9 protein-coding genes are annotated in these 14,955 nt (G+C 73.0%); 3 read left to right on the top strand and 6 right to left on the bottom strand.

Going from position 1 to position 14,955, the window contains the following annotated elements; genetic code table 11:
- The 4 genes from AMK11_RS17240 to AMK11_RS17225 form a co-directional block, all read right to left on the bottom strand.
- Complete coding sequence (locus AMK11_RS17240) at window positions 1-3,360, bottom strand: hypothetical protein (RefSeq protein ID WP_073728064.1); 3,360 nt, start codon at window positions 3,358-3,360, stop codon at window positions 1-3.
- A 40-nt stretch (window positions 3,361-3,400) separates the two neighbouring features.
- A complete protein-coding gene (locus tag AMK11_RS17235; protein WP_073728062.1) occupies window positions 3,401-3,640 on the bottom strand; it encodes a WhiB family transcriptional regulator in 240 nt (79 codons plus the stop codon).
- A 154-nt stretch (window positions 3,641-3,794) separates the two neighbouring features.
- Window positions 3,795-4,844 carry a LacI family DNA-binding transcriptional regulator gene (locus AMK11_RS17230; RefSeq protein ID WP_073728060.1) on the bottom strand — a complete coding sequence of 350 codons (1,050 nt, stop codon included), beginning with the start codon at window positions 4,842-4,844 and terminating at the stop codon, window positions 3,795-3,797.
- A gap of 87 nt (window positions 4,845-4,931) precedes the next feature.
- Window positions 4,932-5,945, bottom strand: coding sequence for a multicopper oxidase domain-containing protein (locus AMK11_RS17225; RefSeq protein WP_073728058.1), 1,014 nt, complete (start codon window positions 5,943-5,945; stop codon window positions 4,932-4,934).
- 237 nt (window positions 5,946-6,182) lie between these two features.
- On the opposite strand from AMK11_RS17225, the gene AMK11_RS17220 reads away from it, so the two are divergent.
- Together AMK11_RS17220 and AMK11_RS17215 are read left to right on the top strand one after the other, a co-directional pair.
- Window positions 6,183-8,660: a ThuA domain-containing protein gene (locus AMK11_RS17220; RefSeq protein WP_198941389.1), complete on the top strand. Its 2,478-nt coding sequence runs from the start codon at window positions 6,183-6,185 to the stop codon at window positions 8,658-8,660.
- 14 nt (window positions 8,661-8,674) lie between these two features.
- Window positions 8,675-10,867, top strand: coding sequence for an OmpL47-type beta-barrel domain-containing protein (locus tag AMK11_RS17215; protein WP_073728054.1), 2,193 nt, complete (start codon window positions 8,675-8,677; stop codon window positions 10,865-10,867).
- A gap of 12 nt (window positions 10,868-10,879) precedes the next feature.
- On the opposite strand, the gene ligD is transcribed toward AMK11_RS17215, so the two are convergent.
- Both ligD and AMK11_RS17205 read right to left on the bottom strand, forming a co-directional pair.
- Window positions 10,880-11,905, bottom strand: coding sequence for a non-homologous end-joining DNA ligase (gene ligD, locus AMK11_RS17210; protein WP_073728052.1), 1,026 nt, complete (start codon window positions 11,903-11,905; stop codon window positions 10,880-10,882).
- Window positions 11,906-12,002: 97 nt separating this feature from the next.
- On the bottom strand, window positions 12,003-13,697 hold the full coding sequence (locus AMK11_RS17205; protein WP_079187507.1) for a TlrC/CarA/OleB/SrmB family ABC-F type ribosomal protection protein: 1,695 nt from the start codon (window positions 13,695-13,697) through the stop codon (window positions 12,003-12,005).
- Window positions 13,698-13,887: 190 nt separating this feature from the next.
- Here AMK11_RS17205 and AMK11_RS17200 point away from each other — a divergent pair, with 190 nt between their 5' ends.
- Window positions 13,888-14,955, top strand: a complete 1,068-nt coding sequence (locus AMK11_RS17200; protein ID WP_073728050.1) for an ATP-dependent DNA ligase — start codon at window positions 13,888-13,890, stop codon at window positions 14,953-14,955.

Genomic DNA, 14,955 nt, shown 5'->3' with positions numbered 1-14,955 from the left:
TCACTCGTAGGCCGTCGTCTCCTCCAGTGACGCGTCCCGTACGTCGGCGACCGGGTGGCGGCGCAGGGTCCGCAGCAGTGCGCGCCACGGCCGCGGCCAGTCCTCTCGGCCGCCCAGCGCGCCGGTGACCGCGACGGCCATCAGTCCCTCGGCGTGTCCGCCGTGGCCGGCCAGGGCGACGGCCTCGGCGTGCAGGGTCTCGGGGTCCACGGCCTCTCCCCGGCTCTCCAGCCGGTCGCGCACCGTGTCGGCGACCCGTGCGGCGAGCGCGGGTCGGCCGGGACCCGCCAGGGCGGTCACCCGGTCCAGACACGGCGGTACGGCGGCCAGGTCGGCGCAGGCCGCCGCGAGCCCGGCGGCCTGCGCGGCGTAGGCGTCGTACCCGCCGAGGAGTTCGGCTGCCGCCAGCGCGGCCGGCCGGCGGGCGGCCCCGGTGCCGGGGCCGGACCCGCCGGGCTGCTCGACGAGCGCCGCCACACGCTGCCGTGCCGGGCGGTCACGGCGCTCCCCGGCGTCGTCGTCCTCGTCGGCGGACGAGCCGGCCAGCGTGCGCAGCGCGTCCAGCAGTCCGGCCAGTCCGTGCGGCGAAGCGGACGCCGCTTCCGTCAGGGCACTCGCCGCACCGTGCCACGTCTCGCGGTTCGAGAGGTCCGTGAGCGCCTCGACGAGCACCCCTGGCGCCTCGGCCGCCCACGGGGTCCAGCGGGCCAGCGCCCGGAAGGCGCTGAGGGCGGTCGCGGTGTCGTCGGTGGCGGCGACCGAACGCACCAGCTGCGCGTACCGGGCGCGGTGGTGCTCCGGCAGGTCCAGCGGCAGGACCCGCAGCACCGCCGTCCGCAGGACCGGCGCACCGGCCGCGGCGTCGCCCAGCAGCTCCCAGACCTCCTCGTGCCCGAGCAGCGCGCCGGCGGACGCGACACAGGCGGCGCGTACGTCGGGGTGGGCGCCCGGGCGGGCGTACACCTCGGTGACCAGGGCGGCCGCTTCCGGCCCGGGAAGCCTGGCGGCGGCGAGCCGGACCGCCTCCTTGCGGCTGGTCACCTTGGCGTCCGGTGCCCGCAGTACGTCCCGCAGGTGGCCGGCGAGTCGCGACGGCGGCACGTGCCGGGACGCCTGGGTGGCGGCGTACACGGCGACGCGGGCCCGGTCGCCGCCGGCGTGGGCGAGCAGTTCGGGCAGGACCTCGGCGGCCCGGTCGGTGCGGGCGAGGGCGGCGAGCGCGGCCTCGGCGATCTCGACGTCGGGCGACGCGGTCCAGCGGCGTGCGACGTCGGCACCGCCGTCGGGCACCCCGGCGGCCTCGGTGACGGCCTCGGCGCGCTCCTGGCGCGGCAGCGAGGTGTCCGCGGCCTGGGCCGACAGGCGCCGCAGCAAGCGCGCCTGCTGCCGCGGTACCCAGCGCCTTACGTCCGCGGCCTCCACCCACACGGTGAGCGGCCTGCCCTCGGGCAGGAACCGGCCGTGCGGCGGGGTGTCGGCGAGCACCGCGCCGAGCAGATCGGTGCGGCGCCGCGCGAGCAGCCGCCACACCACCGGCAGGTCGACCGCCGACGGGTCGTGGGCCAGCACGCGCGCCACCCGTTCGTCGCGGGTGCGGACCGGCTCGAGCCACGCGAGCAGCGCGCCGCTCGCGGCCGTGACGTCGCCGTCGCGGAAGGCCCGCCAGAGCAGTTCCTGCAAGTCGGTCATGTCATGCGCACGTCGGCCGACGGACTCGGCGAAGGCGAGGACCGGGCCGTGGTCGCCCTTCGAGGCGCGGGCCTCCAGCCACGGCCGCATGGCCTCGAACACCAGCCGTTCCTGACCGCGCCGCAGGGTGCGGTCGAGGCGGCCCAGTTCCACACGGCCGGTGCTCTCGGACAGGCGGACCAGGGCGCGCAGCGACCAGTCGACCAGGGCGTGCGGGCCCGTCGCCGCGTGCTCGGCCAGCACGGCGAGCGCCAGGGAGATCAGCGGTCGGCGGGTGCCGGCGGAACAGTCGCGCGCCTCGACGGCGTCGGTGGCGACGCGGTCCAGGTGTTCGGCGGACTCCTCGGTGAACAGCGCGGCGCGGGTGCCGGCCAGCGCCCGCAGGGCGGCGGATCGCACCGGGTCCTGTTCGTTGCGCAGCCGTGCCATGTCCCGCAGGACGGCGGTGACGGCGGCCGGGTCGCCGGAGCGTGCGGCGTTGCCGATCAGCAGCGACCAGGCCCGGCTACGGTCCTCGGCGTCCGGTCGCCCGGTGGCTGCCAGCAGCCGGTCGCGGACCTCGGCCACGGGCAGGAAGGACTCGGCGGTGAGGACCGCGATCGCGGAGGCCCCCCGCTCACGCGCGCGGGCCGCGGTCTCACGGGCCTCCGGTATCGCGTGCCGGCGGGGCAGCGCCTCCAGCAGGCCGGTGTCGACGGCGGCCTCCGCGGCTCCGCGCCCCTCCCGGACGGCCGTGTACAGGGCATGGCGCCGGGCGGGCGGGAGCGCCTTCAGCAGCCGCGGGAAGTCGCCGTACGGCAGCCGGGTCCTGCCGTAGGCGACGAGTTCCGGCGAGTCGGTGCGGGTCAGCCGGTACAGTGCCGTGCGCCCCATCCGGTGGACGCCGGCGACGTCCGACCACGCGGGTGTGAGCAGCAGCCGCAGTACGCGTCGCGGGTCGGCGGCGGCGAAGGCGGGGAGGTGGGGGCGCAGTCCGTAGGGCAGCCGGCCCGGTCCGTGGCGGTCCAGCAGCCCGAGCACGCGCGCCGGATCGAAAGGGGTCAGCGCCGTCACGGCCTGCGCGTACCGGTGCCACCAGGTGTCGCGCAACGCCTCGGGCAGCCCGGTCAGTTCCTGCTCGAGGACGTCCAGCAGTGTCGTGGGGTGCCGGGTGGCGAGCGCGCGCCACGCCCGGACGGCGTGCAGCAGGCCGGGCAGCAGCCGCGCCACCACCGGAGCGGTGCAGCCCGGCAGCAGGCGGGCCGCCTCGGTGTCGCCCCAGTCGCGCCGGACCCCTTCGACCAGCCGGTCGGCGAGGGCGGCGCGGCGGTCGGCCACGATCGCGCGCAGCAGGTCCCGGCGGGCCGCCTCGGGCGCGTCGGCGAGCGCCGCCTCGAAGGCCGCGTCCGGTGTGCGCGGGCCGTGGGCGACCCGCAGAGCGTGACCGCGCACGTACGGGTCGGTGTCGGCGATGCGGTCCGCGATCCACCCGGCGTCGCCCGTGGCGGACGCGGCGATCACGGCGAGCCCGCGCCCGTGGGCTCCACGCCGTTCCAGTTCGGCCAGCACGGGCCGTGGGGCGGTCCACTGCCGCGCACGGCTGACGAGTTCCCGCATGCGACGCGGGTGGTCGAGCGGGTCGAGGGCGTGCAGCAGGCTTTCGGTCTCGTGCTGCGCGGAGGTCGGCGACATGTGGGGATTGTGCCTGCCGTGACACGCGGGACCCAGCGAATTATCCGCGCCGCAGGGCCAGCCGCTCCTTCTCCGACAGTCCGCCCCACACGCCGAACCGCTCGTCGTTGCTCAGCGCGTACTCCAGGCAGACCGTGCGGATCGGGCACAGGGCGCAGATCCGCTTGGCGTCGCGTACGGAGCTGCCGGGCTCGGGGAAGAAGAAGTCGCCCCCGGTCTGTGCGCACAACGCCTCCTGCTGCCAGGCGAGGTCGGGCGTCGCGGTGGTTTCGATGTGCATGGCAGGAGCGTGCCGGGCGGCGAAAAACGTTCGATCAACGCGGGATCAACACCGCTCCGCGGGCCCCCGGCCGACCCGATGGTCCTCCGTCCCGCGCCAGGGTGCACGGCGGCGCGCGGAGGCGAGTAGCGAGTGGCGGTGCGTCCACGCCGCCTCACGCGCTCGCGCGGCGGACCAGGGTGGTCGGCAGCACGACTCCCGACGGTGTGACCGCCGGGGACGGCGCGGTGTGCCCGGCACCCGGGTCCCGGTCCAGGCCGCGCAGCAGCAGGCGGGCCATCAGCCGGCCCATCTCCTCGATGTCCTGACGGACCGTGGTCAGTGGCGGGTCGGTCTCCTCGGCGACCGGCAGCATGTCGTCGAAGCCGACCACGGCCACGTCGTCCGGCACCCGGCGGCCGCGCTCGCGCAGCACCCTGAGGGCGCCCGCCGCGGTGAGGTCGTTGGCGGCGAACACGGCGTCCAGGTCGGGGCGGCGCTCCAGCAGTTCCCGCATCGCCCGCTCTCCGCCGCCCGAGGTGAAGTCCCCGCGCGCGACCAGCCCCTCGTCGGTGTCCGCCCGCACGTCGCGGAAGCCGGCCAGCCGGTCGGCGGCGGAGGTCTGGTCGAGCGGACCGGTGATGTGCGCGATGCGGTTGCGGCCGAGGCCGGCGAGGTGGCGCACGGCGTCGCGGGCGCCGCCGCGGTTGTCGCTGTCGACGTAGGCCACGCCGTCCCGGCCGTCGTCCCAGCCGGGGCGCCCGCCGAACACAGTCGGCACACCGGCGCCGAGGACGAGGCCGGGCAGCGGGTCGTCGAGGTGCAGGGAGAAGACCAGCGCGCCGTCGACATGGCCGCCGGCCAGGTAGCGGCCGACGCGCGCGTGGTCCTCGCGGCCCTCGGTGAGCAGCAGCACCAGCTGGCTGTCGTGGGCGGTCAGCTCCTTGCTGATGCCGCGGAGTTGCTGGGCGAAGTACGGGTCGGCGAAGACCCGGGTCTCCGGCTCGGCGGCGACCACGGCGACGGCGTCGTGGCGTCTGGTCACGAGGGAGCGGGCGGCCTGGTTGGGCACGTATCCCAGCTCCTCCACCGCGCGCCGGACCCGCTCGGCCAGCGCCTCGCGCACCCCGTGCGCCCCGTTGACCACCCGGGAGACGGTGGCCCGCGAGACCCCGGCCCGCTCGGCCACGGCCTCCAGCGTGGGACGTGGCGCTGTGTCGGTCACTTCTGGGCTCCTCGTCGGTGGCTGCGGCCAGGATAGCCGCAGCCACCGGACGGGAGAGAGCGCTCTCGTCACCGTCCGCCGGGCCCGTCAGTGCTGGTGCGCGGGCGCCTCGGCGGTCTGCTCACCACCGCCGCTCCCGTGCGCGTGCTCGTGCGGGTCGTAGCCGGGGATCGTGCCGTCCGGCTTCTTCACCAGGAACAGCCCCACCATGCCCATGTCGGAGTGGCTCTGCACGTGGCAGTGGTACATCCACGCCCCGGCGCCCACCCCCTCCCCCGCGATGATCTGGAAGCCGAAGGAGTCCGCGGGACCGGTGATCTTGTTGTCGATGACCTGGCTCGGGTCGTCGGGGCCGGTGAGCATGCCGGTGCGGTTGTCGGCCCAGCGGTGACCGTGCATGTGGAAGGTGTGGTAGTACTCGCCGTGCGTGATCATCACGATCTCGACGCGGTCGCCCACGGTGGCCTCGAAGTCCGGCCCGGTGTGCGGGTCGCGGTTGTTGATGAGCATGTCGTTGAAGACGATCGTGTGGGTCGCGTCCGGCAGTACGTCGCCCTTGCGGCGCACGATCACCGGGCCGTACAGGCCCTTGCGGATGCCACCCGTGCCGTGCTCGGTGCCGACGACGTGGTCGTGGTAGTGCCAGTAGCCCGCGCTGCCCGACCGCCAGGTGCCGTCCGCGCGGCGGCCGGGCTTGTGGGTGCGCCAGGTGTAGGTGCGGGTGCCGCCGGGCTCGACGTCGCTCTTGTTCATGGCGGTGCCGTCGCTGGAGATCTCGTAGTCCAGGCCGTGGACGTGCAGGCTCGCCCGCACGTCCATCGTGTTCGTGAACTCGATGTGCAGCGTGTCGCCCTCGTTGAGCTCGATCAGCGGGCCGGGAATGGACGCCTTGCCCTTCTCCAGCCCGTAGCCCATCTGTCCGTCGGGCAGCTTCTCGGCGTACATCTTGATGTGTCTCACCTCGCCTCCGGCAGGTGCCGTCGGCGCCGTGACCCCCTTGCCCTCGGCCGCCGCGCCCGCAGTCTCCGGAGCGATGGACAACGATGTCGCGACGGCCGCGCCGCCCAGCAGTACGCGTCGGTTGAAGCCTCGCCTGTCCATGCCGAACTCCCCACGCCGATACGGAATTTGCGGAGACGCAGCCAACGGACCGTCGGATCGTCCTGCTTGGCTGTGGTGAACCTGATGGGCTGTGATGAACCTGTGGGACGGTACCGGCTGCCGACTGGTTTATCCACACTCAGGACAAAGTTTGTTGGATACCGGTCATACCTATTGGCGTACCGCGCAAAGAGGTCTAGCTTCCTTGGCGCTGCTGCCGTGACCTAGGAGGTGCCCATGCCCTTAAGAGGGTTGAGCGCGAGAAGCAGAGGCTGGGCGGCGTTCGCCACCGCCGGTTTCGTCGCCGCGGGACTGCTGGCCGGCCCGGCCGCCAGTGCGCGTCCGGCGCCGGAACCGTCCCTGACAACGATGTCGATCAAGTCGCCGCCGGGCGGCGCGAATGTACGGGTGCTGATCTTCTACGGGTCCGCCGCGGCCGGCGACGAGTCACCGGTCGTGAACGCCGGCATCTCGGCCATCGAGCGGATCGGGCTGTCCGGCCCGGCAAAGGAACGCTTCCGGGTCGAGGCCACGGACAACGCCAACGTCTTCACCAACGACAAGAGGCTCAGCCGCTTCAACGCGGTCGTGTTCCTGACCGGCGGCGGCGACGTCCTGACGCCGGCCCAGGAGGCGGGCCTGGAGGCGTACATGGAGGCCGGCGGCGGGTTCGTCGGCGTCCACGACGCGGCCCGCGCGGAGCCGTACTCGGACTGGTTCACCGGTCTGGTCGGCGCCCGCCCGGCGGCCTCCAGCCCCACCGAGGTCCAGCGTGCCGTCGTCGAGGTCGGTGACCGGCGCCATCCGGCCACCAAGGACCTGCCGATGGAGTGGAAGCGGCCCGACGAGTGGCTGAACTGGCAGAAGAACCCGTCCGGCGAGGTCCACACCGTGGCCCGGGTGCGCGAGTCGACGTACGCGCCCGGAGCGAGCGCCAACGGCTGGGACCACCCGGTGAGCTGGTGCCGTGACTACGACGGCGGCCGGTCCTTCTACACCGGCATGGGCGGCACGGTGTCGTCGTACGACGAGACCGACTTCCGCGCCCATCTGCGCGGCGCCCTGCTGTGGACCACGCGGCTGGCGCAGGCCGACTGCAAGGCGACCATCACCGGCAACTACAAGGCCGAGCGCCTGACCGAGCCCAACCAGCCCGGCCAGAACGACCAGATCGGCGAACCGCACGGCCTGGTCACCGCCCCCGACGGCCGCGTCCTCTACATCGGCCGGGGCGGCGCGGACGCCTCCCAGCCCGTGGTCACCGACTGGAACGACCCGGACATCGGCAAGGGCAAGGGAGAGATCCACGTCTGGGACCCGAAGACGAAGGAGGTCACCCTCGCCGGTGAGCTGACCGTCTTCGGCAACAAGGGCGGCGGCGACGAGCTGACCAAGGTCGAGGAGGGCCTGCTCGGCATCGAGCTGGACCCGGAGTTCGAGGAGAACGGGTGGGTGTACCTGCACTACACACCCCACTCCGAGATCAACCGTGAGACCCACATGGCCGAGCGGCGCGTCTCCCGCTTCACGCTCGACCAGGCGGCCAACAAGCTGGACCTCGGCAGCGAGAAGGTGCTGCTGAAGTGGCCGGTGCAGATCCACAGCTGCTGCCACGCGGGCGGCGGGATGGCCTGGGACTCCAAGGGCAACCTGTACATCGCCACCGGTGACAACAACTCCAGCGGATTCAGCGGCGGTTACTCGGGCAACAACCCGGAGCCCAACTTCAAGGGCGTCTCCTTCGCCGACGCGCGCCGCACCGCCGGCAACACCAACAACCTCAACGGCAAGATCCTGCGCATCCACCCGGAGCCGGACGGGACGTACACACTCCCCGAGGGCAACCTGTTCACCGGGAAGGAGACAGCCGAGGGCGGCGGCAAGACGCGCGGCGAGATCTACGTGATGGGCGTCCGCAACCCGGCGCGCATCTCCGTCGACAAGAAGACCGACGTCCTCTACGCGGGCTGGGTCGGCCCGGACGCCGGTTCTCCGTCGCCGACGTGGGGTCCGGCGAAGTACGACACGTTCGCCGCGATCACCGAGGCGGGCAACCGCGGATGGCCGTACTGCATGGGCAACAAGCAGCCGTACCGGGACCGGAACCTGCCGGACCCGTCGAAGCCGCTGGGCTGGTACGACTGCGACGCCCCGAAGAACGAGTCGCCGAACAACGACGGCTTGGTCAACCTGCCGCCGGTGACCGGCAACAACATCTGGTACTCGCCGCAGGGCGGCGCCCCCGACTTCCCGCGCGACGAGAACGGGATCCCGTCGTACGAGCAGGACGAGGCCACCTACAAGCTGCCCTGGCTCAAGGGCGGCGGCCAGGCCGCGATGAACGGCCCGGTCTACCGCTACGACGCGGCCGGCGACAGCAAGGTCGCGTGGCCCGCGTACTGGGACGGCAAGTGGTTCGTCGGTGACTTCTACGACGCCGACCAGCCGCGCAACGCGGTGCTGATGGACCCGAAGACGCTGGGCGACGGCGGTCTGCCGGTGCACTCGGAGTCGCTGAAGAAGATCGTGCCGGTCGGCAACGACGGCATCAAGAACCTGATGGGCTGGAAGTTCGGCCCGGACGGCGCGCTGTACGTCCTGGACTACGGCCGCGGCTTCTTCACCTCGGACTCCAAGTCGGCCCTGTGGCGGGTCACCTACGAGGGCGGCGGCCCGACGCCGGCCGCCGGACAGCTGGCGAGGGGGACCGAGTGATACGCCAACGAAGAATGTGGGCCGCGCTGCTGGCCGGCCTGCTGATGATGCTCGGACTGCAGGCGACGTCCGCCTCCGGGCAGCCCAGGGCCGGGGAGCAGGCCCCGGCCGCGGACCAGGTCCTCACCTGGACCGCCGGGAACGACATCACCAAGTACACGTCGGCGCCCGAGACGGCGGTGGCGGGTCCGGCCACGATCGTCTTCGAGAACAGTGAGGCGACCGGCAACACCACCGGCATGCCGCACACGCTGACGTTCGTGACCAGCGATCCCGAGTACAACCAGGACGTCCAGCTGAACATCCTGGCCAACCCCAACGACGACCAGGGCGGCAAGCACACCGCCGAGGTCACCCTCACCCCCGGCCGCTACCTCTACCACTGCACGATCCCCGGCCACGGGGAGATGAAGGGCGTGCTCGTGGTGACCGAGGGCGGCGGTGGCGAGGACACCACGGCTCCCGCGACGTCGGCGCAGGTGGGCGGCACGCAGAACGCCGACGGCGCCTACGTCGGCTCCGCGACCGTGACGCTCGCCGCCACCGACGAGGGCGGCTCCGGCGTCGAGCGCATCGAGTACGCCATCGGCGCCGACGGCGCCTGGCAGCCGTACACGACGCCGGTCGTGGTCGACCAGGTCGGCGAGCACACGGTGCGCTACCGGGCGTTCGACAAGGCGGGCAACGCCGCCGAGGAGAAGAGCGTCACGTTCGCCGTGGCCGCCCCGGACACCGACGACACGACCGCGCCGGAGACCTCGGCGACCATCAGTGGTGAACAGAACCCGGACGGTGCCTACATCGACATGGCGACGGTGACCGTCACCGCCTCCGACACCGGTTCCGGCGTCAACACCATCGAGTACGCCGTCGGTGCCGACGGCGCCTGGCAGCCGTACACCGCGCCCGTCATGGTGCACGAGGTCGGCGAGCACACCGTGCGCTACCGCGCCACCGACAAGGCGGGCAACGCCGCGGCGGAGAAGAACGTCGCCTTCACCGTGGTCGCCGCTCCCCCCGAGGACACCACCGCGCCGGTGACCGGTGTGACCGTGGAGGGCAGCAAGGACTCCGACGGCGCGTACGTCGGCAGCGCCAAGGTGACCGTCAGCGCCACCGACGAGGGCGGTTCCGGGGTGGCCGGCGTGGAGTACTCGCTGGACGCCGGGCCCTACCTGGCGTACACCGGGCCGGTCGTCGTCGACCGGGTGGGCCGGCACACCGTGGCCTACCGGGCGAGCGACAAGGCGGGCAACACCTCCGAGCCGCTGACCGTGAGCTTCACGGTGGTGTCGGGCCAGGTGCCGCCGCCGCCCTGCCCCGAGTACGACGAGCGCCTCACGGTGATCGTCGGCACGGTCGACACGGGTGTGCCGAACCGGGTGACCAACAACCGGTGCCGGATCAACGAGCTGATCGAGGACGAGAAGGACTGGTCCTCGCAGCAGCTGTTCCTCAAGCACGTCCGCGAGGTCGTCGAGGCGCTGCGGGACGAGGGCGTCATCGACCGGCGCGAGGGCCGGGCCATCAACAAGGCCGCGCGTCAGTCGAAGATCGGCGTGCCCGGCCAGACCGAGGGATACCGGGCGATCCTGGACGGCACCGAAGAGTCCTTCGCCAAGTGGCAGCAGGTGGGCGGCGGTTCGTTCGCGCTGAACGAGGACGGTTCGATCACCTCCAGCACCAGCACGCCCGGCATGGGCATGCTGTGGTTCCCGGAGCGCAAGTACGGCGACTTCTCGCTGAAGCTCCAGTGGCGGGACGACGCGCCGGGCACCGCGAACACCAACGGCGGCGTCTTCGTGCGCTTCCCGCAGGTCCACGACCACCCGGAGGAGTCCCGGCCGGAGTGGGTCGCCATCAAGTACGGGCACGAGGTGCAGGTGTTCGACAGCCCGACCGGCGACATGTACAAGTCGGGGTCGGTCTACGGCTTCGACCGGGTGGGCCTGGCCGGCGCCGGGGTGACCGAGAAGGGCACCTGGAACGACTACGAGATCCGCGTGGTCGACCAGCACTACTCCATCTACCGCAACGGCAAGCTGATCAACGAGTTCGACAACACCGGCGGCCAGGCCTTCTACCCGCCGCGCTCGGACGACCCGGGCACGGACGGGCGGCGGTACGCCTCCGGCTACATCGGGCTCCAGGTCCACGGCACGACGGACGTGGTGTCGTACCGGGACGTGAGGATCAAGGAGCTGTAGCCCAGCTCTTCCTCAGCTCTTCTGAGGGCGCGGCTTCTTCGCGCGGCTCGGCTGTACCCGGCTGGGTTCCCCCGGCATCTTCGGATACTCGGGCGGGTACGGCAGATCTCCGAGCCCGTGGTCGTGCTCGTCCTTCGTCGCCAGCTCCAGCAGGGCGTCGAGGGAGTACCTCGTGTCGTCCATGCCCGCGTGCACGTCGCCGAGTTCGGCGTAGCGCGCGGGCATGGTCGTGATGTCGAAGTCCCGCGGGTGCGCGACGCCCACCTCGTCCCAGGTCAGCGGCGCGGAGACGGGCGCGCCGGGGCGGGGCCGCACGGAGTAGGCGGAGGCGATGGTGCGGTCGCGGGCGGTCTGGTTGTAGTCGATGAAGATGCGCTCGCCGCGCTCCTCCTTCCACCACTTGATGGTGACCTGCTCGGGCATCCGCCGTTCCATCTCGCGTCCGACGGCGATGGCGGCGCGCCGCACCTGGGTGAAGGTCCAGCGCGGCTCGATCGGCACGAAGACGTGGATGCCGCGTCCGCCGGAGGTCTTGGGCCAGCCGCGCAGCCCGCCGAACTCCTCCAGCACGGCGCGCAGTTCGCGGGCGGCGCGGGCGGCGTCGTCGTAGTCGGTGCCGGGCTGCGGGTCGAGGTCGATGCGCAGTTCGTCGGGGTGGTCGACGTCGTCGCGGCGCACCGGCCAGGGGTGGAAGGTGAGGGTGCCGTACTGGGCGGCCCACAGCACCGCCGCCTCCTCGGTGGGGCACATCTCGTCGGCGCTGCGTCCGCTGGGGAAGGTGATGTGCGCGGTGGGGATCCAGTCGGGCATGCCCTTGGGTGCGCGCTTCTGGTAGAACCACTCGCCGGTGATGCCGTCCGGGTAGCGCTGGAGAGTGGTGGGGCGGTCGCGCAGGGCGCGCAGGATGCCGGGGGCGACCGCCTGGTAGTACCGGGCCACGTCGAGCTTGGTGTAGCCGTCCTCGGGGAAGAAGACCTTGCCCGGGCTGGACAGCCGCACGGTCCGTCCGCCCGCTTCCAGTTCCACCGCTTCCGCCATGCGAGCCACGGTAGGCGCACCCGGGTCACCTCGCACATCAGGCGGGCGGGCCGCCCGGGGTCCGCGGGTAGGTGGACGTCCCGGGCGGCGCGGGGCGCTACTCGGCCAGTGACCCGTTGCTCATGCTGACCCGGCGACCGGTGAACCGCCGGGCGACCATGCGGTCGTGGGAGACCATCACCAGGGCGCCGGCGTAGTGGTGCAGGGCCTCCTCGAAGTCCTCCACCAGCGCGGGTGAGAGGTGGTTGGTGGGCTCGTCCAGGAGCAGCAGGTCCACCGGGTCGCGCAGCAGCCGGGCCAGGGCCAGCCGGCGGAGCTGCCCGGTGGACAGGTCACCGACCGCCGTCCTCAGGTCGGGGAGGCGGAACAGGCCGAGGCCCAGCAGTGCCCCGCGGTGCTCGGCGGGAGCGCCGGGCAGCCCGGCCGCGTAGGCGTCCAGCAGGGTCCGCCGCGGGTGGGTGACCGGGGTCTCCTGGGGCAGCCAGCCGACGCGTCCGGGGCGGGCGCACGTGCCCCGGTCGGGGTGCAGGTCGCCGGCGAGGACCCGCAGCAGGGTGCTCTTGCCGGCACCGTTCGCGCCGGTGACCAGGATGCGCTCGCCCGGGCCGACGGTGAAGTCGTGGACGTCGAGCCGGTCGCCGACGGTCACCCGGTGCAGGTCGGCCAGCGGGCCGTGGTGGTCCGCGTCGCCGCCCTCGACCCGCACCCGGAAGCGCAGGGGCGCCGGGGGCGGCGGCACCGGGTTCTCCTCCAGGCGCCGCACCCGCTCCTTCGCCTGCCGCACGCGGGCGGAGATCTGCTTCTCCACGCTGCGCTGGTGGCGCTGGCCCTCGCGGTCGGCGTTGGCCCGGCGCCGGGGGCCCGCGGCCATCGTGTCGGCGGCGCGGCGAGCCAGGACGCGCTGTTCGGCCAGCTCCCGCTGCCAGTCGGCGTACTCCTGTTCCCAGCGGCGCCGTGCGCCCGCCTTCGCGCGCAGGTATCCGGCGTAGCCGCCGCCGTGCCGGTGCACGGTGCGGCGCTCGCCGTCCACCTCCCACAGGGCGGTGGCGACGCGTTCCAGGAAGACGCGGTCGTGGGAGACCGCCAGGACGCTGCCGCGGTGGGCGCGCAGGTGTTCCTCCAGCCACTCGACGGCCGGTACGTCGAGGTGGTTGGTCGGTTCGTCGAGCAACAGGAGCTGAGGTGCGGCCGCCAGCAGGCAGGCCAGGCCCAGGCGGGCCTGCTCGCCGCCCGAGAGGCTGCCGAGGCGCCGGTCGGGGGTGATGTGGCGCAGGCCCAGTCCGTGCAGGGCGGACTCGACGCGGGCGTCGGCCGCGTAGCCGTCGCGGGCCTCGAAGGCCTCCAGGAGCTCGCCGTAGGTGGCGAGCAGACCGTCGAGTTCGTCCGGCCCGGCCTCGGTCAGCGCCTGCTCGGCCCGGCGCAGGGCGCCCTCCAGGGCCCGCAGGTCGGCGAGGGCGTGGTCGACGGCGTCCTGGACGGTGTCGTCCGGGGGCAGGTCGGGGGTCTGCGGCAGGTAGCCCGCGCCGCCCGGGGCGTGGACGCGGACGTGTCCCGCGTCGGGCCGGTCGGTGCCGGCCAGCAGGCGCAGCAGGGTCGACTTGCCGGTGCCGTTCTCGCCGACGACGCCGACGCGCTCGCCGAGGGACACCGACTGGTGCACGCCGTCCAGGAGCGGCCGGCCTCCGGGGGCGCGGACGACGTCGTCCAGGACGACCTGGAAGGCGCCCGAGCCGGGCGTGGACGTGGCAGGTGTGGTGGGGCAGGTGGGGGCGTCAGAGGTACGCCGGTGCATGGGTGATCCGCCATATCGGAAGAAGTGAACAGGTGACCGATACGGAGCGGGGCAGCCGGAATCACGCCGCTTGCTCGCGGCGGCATCGGCGCCCGGTCTCCCGGGGCGGTATCAGATGTAGAAGTAGTAGAACCTGATCACCAGGCAAGCTTAACAGGCGGGGCACACGGGCCGCTCATACAGTCGGAGCATGGATCTGCCCGTCATGCCGCCCGTGAAGCCGATGCTCGCCAAGTCCGTGGCGAAGATCCCGCCGGGCATGCACTACGAGGCCAAGTGGGACGGCTTCCGGTCGATCGTCTTCCGCGACGGTGCCGAGGTCGAGCTCGGCAGCCGTACGGGCAAGCCGCTGACCAGGTACTTCCCGGAGCTGGTGGCGGCGGTGCGGGAGCGGTTGCCCGAGCGGTGCGTGGTGGACGGCGAGATCGTGATCGCACGGGAGGGCCACCTGGACTTCGACGCGCTGACCGAGCGGATCCACCCGGCGGACTCCCGGGTGCGGATGCTGGCCGAGAGGACACCGGCCTCGCTGGTGGCCTTCGACCTGCTGGCCCTGGACGACGAGTCACTCCTCGACGTGCCTCTCGCCGACCGGCGGGCCCTGCTGGTCCGGTCGCTGTCCGGCGTGACGCCGCCGGTGCACGTGGCGCCGGCGACGGACGACATCGAGGTGGCCCGGCAGTGGTTCGAGCAGTACGAGGGGGCGGGCCTGGACGGGGTCGTCGCCAAGCCGCTCGACCTGCGCTACCGCCAGGACGAACGGGCCATGTACAAGATCAAGCACGAGCGGACGGCGGACGTGGTCGTCGCCGGATACCGCCTGCACAAGAGCGGCCCCGTGGTCGGCTCCCTGCTGCTCGGCCTCTACGACGACAAGGGCGCCCTCCAGCACGTGGGCGTCAGCGCGGCGTTCACGATGAAGCGGCGCGCCGAACTGGTGGAGGAGCTGGAGCCGCTGCGCATGGACGACGTCCGGGGCCACCCGTGGGCGGCGTGGGCCGAGGAGTCGGCGCACGAGTCGGCGCGGCTGCCCGGCGCGCCCAGCCGCTGGTCGGGCAAGAAGGACCTGTCCTGGGTGCCGCTGCGGCCGGAGCGGGTGGTGGAGGTGGCGTACGACCACATGGAGAACGGGGCGCGCTTCCGGCACACGGCCCGCTTCCGCCGGTGGCGCCCGGACCGGACGCCGGAGAGCTGCACCTACGCCCAGCTGGAGGAGCCGGTCCGTTACGACCTGGCGGAGATCCTGGGCGGTCCCTGA

Origin of the sequence: Streptomyces sp. CB02414, from assembly GCF_001905385.1 — a bacterium.
Taxonomy (GTDB): Bacteria; Actinomycetota; Actinomycetes; order Streptomycetales; family Streptomycetaceae; genus Streptomyces.
Note: the sequence above shows the minus strand (reverse complement) of the source record. Positions and strands in the feature narration are given on the sequence as shown.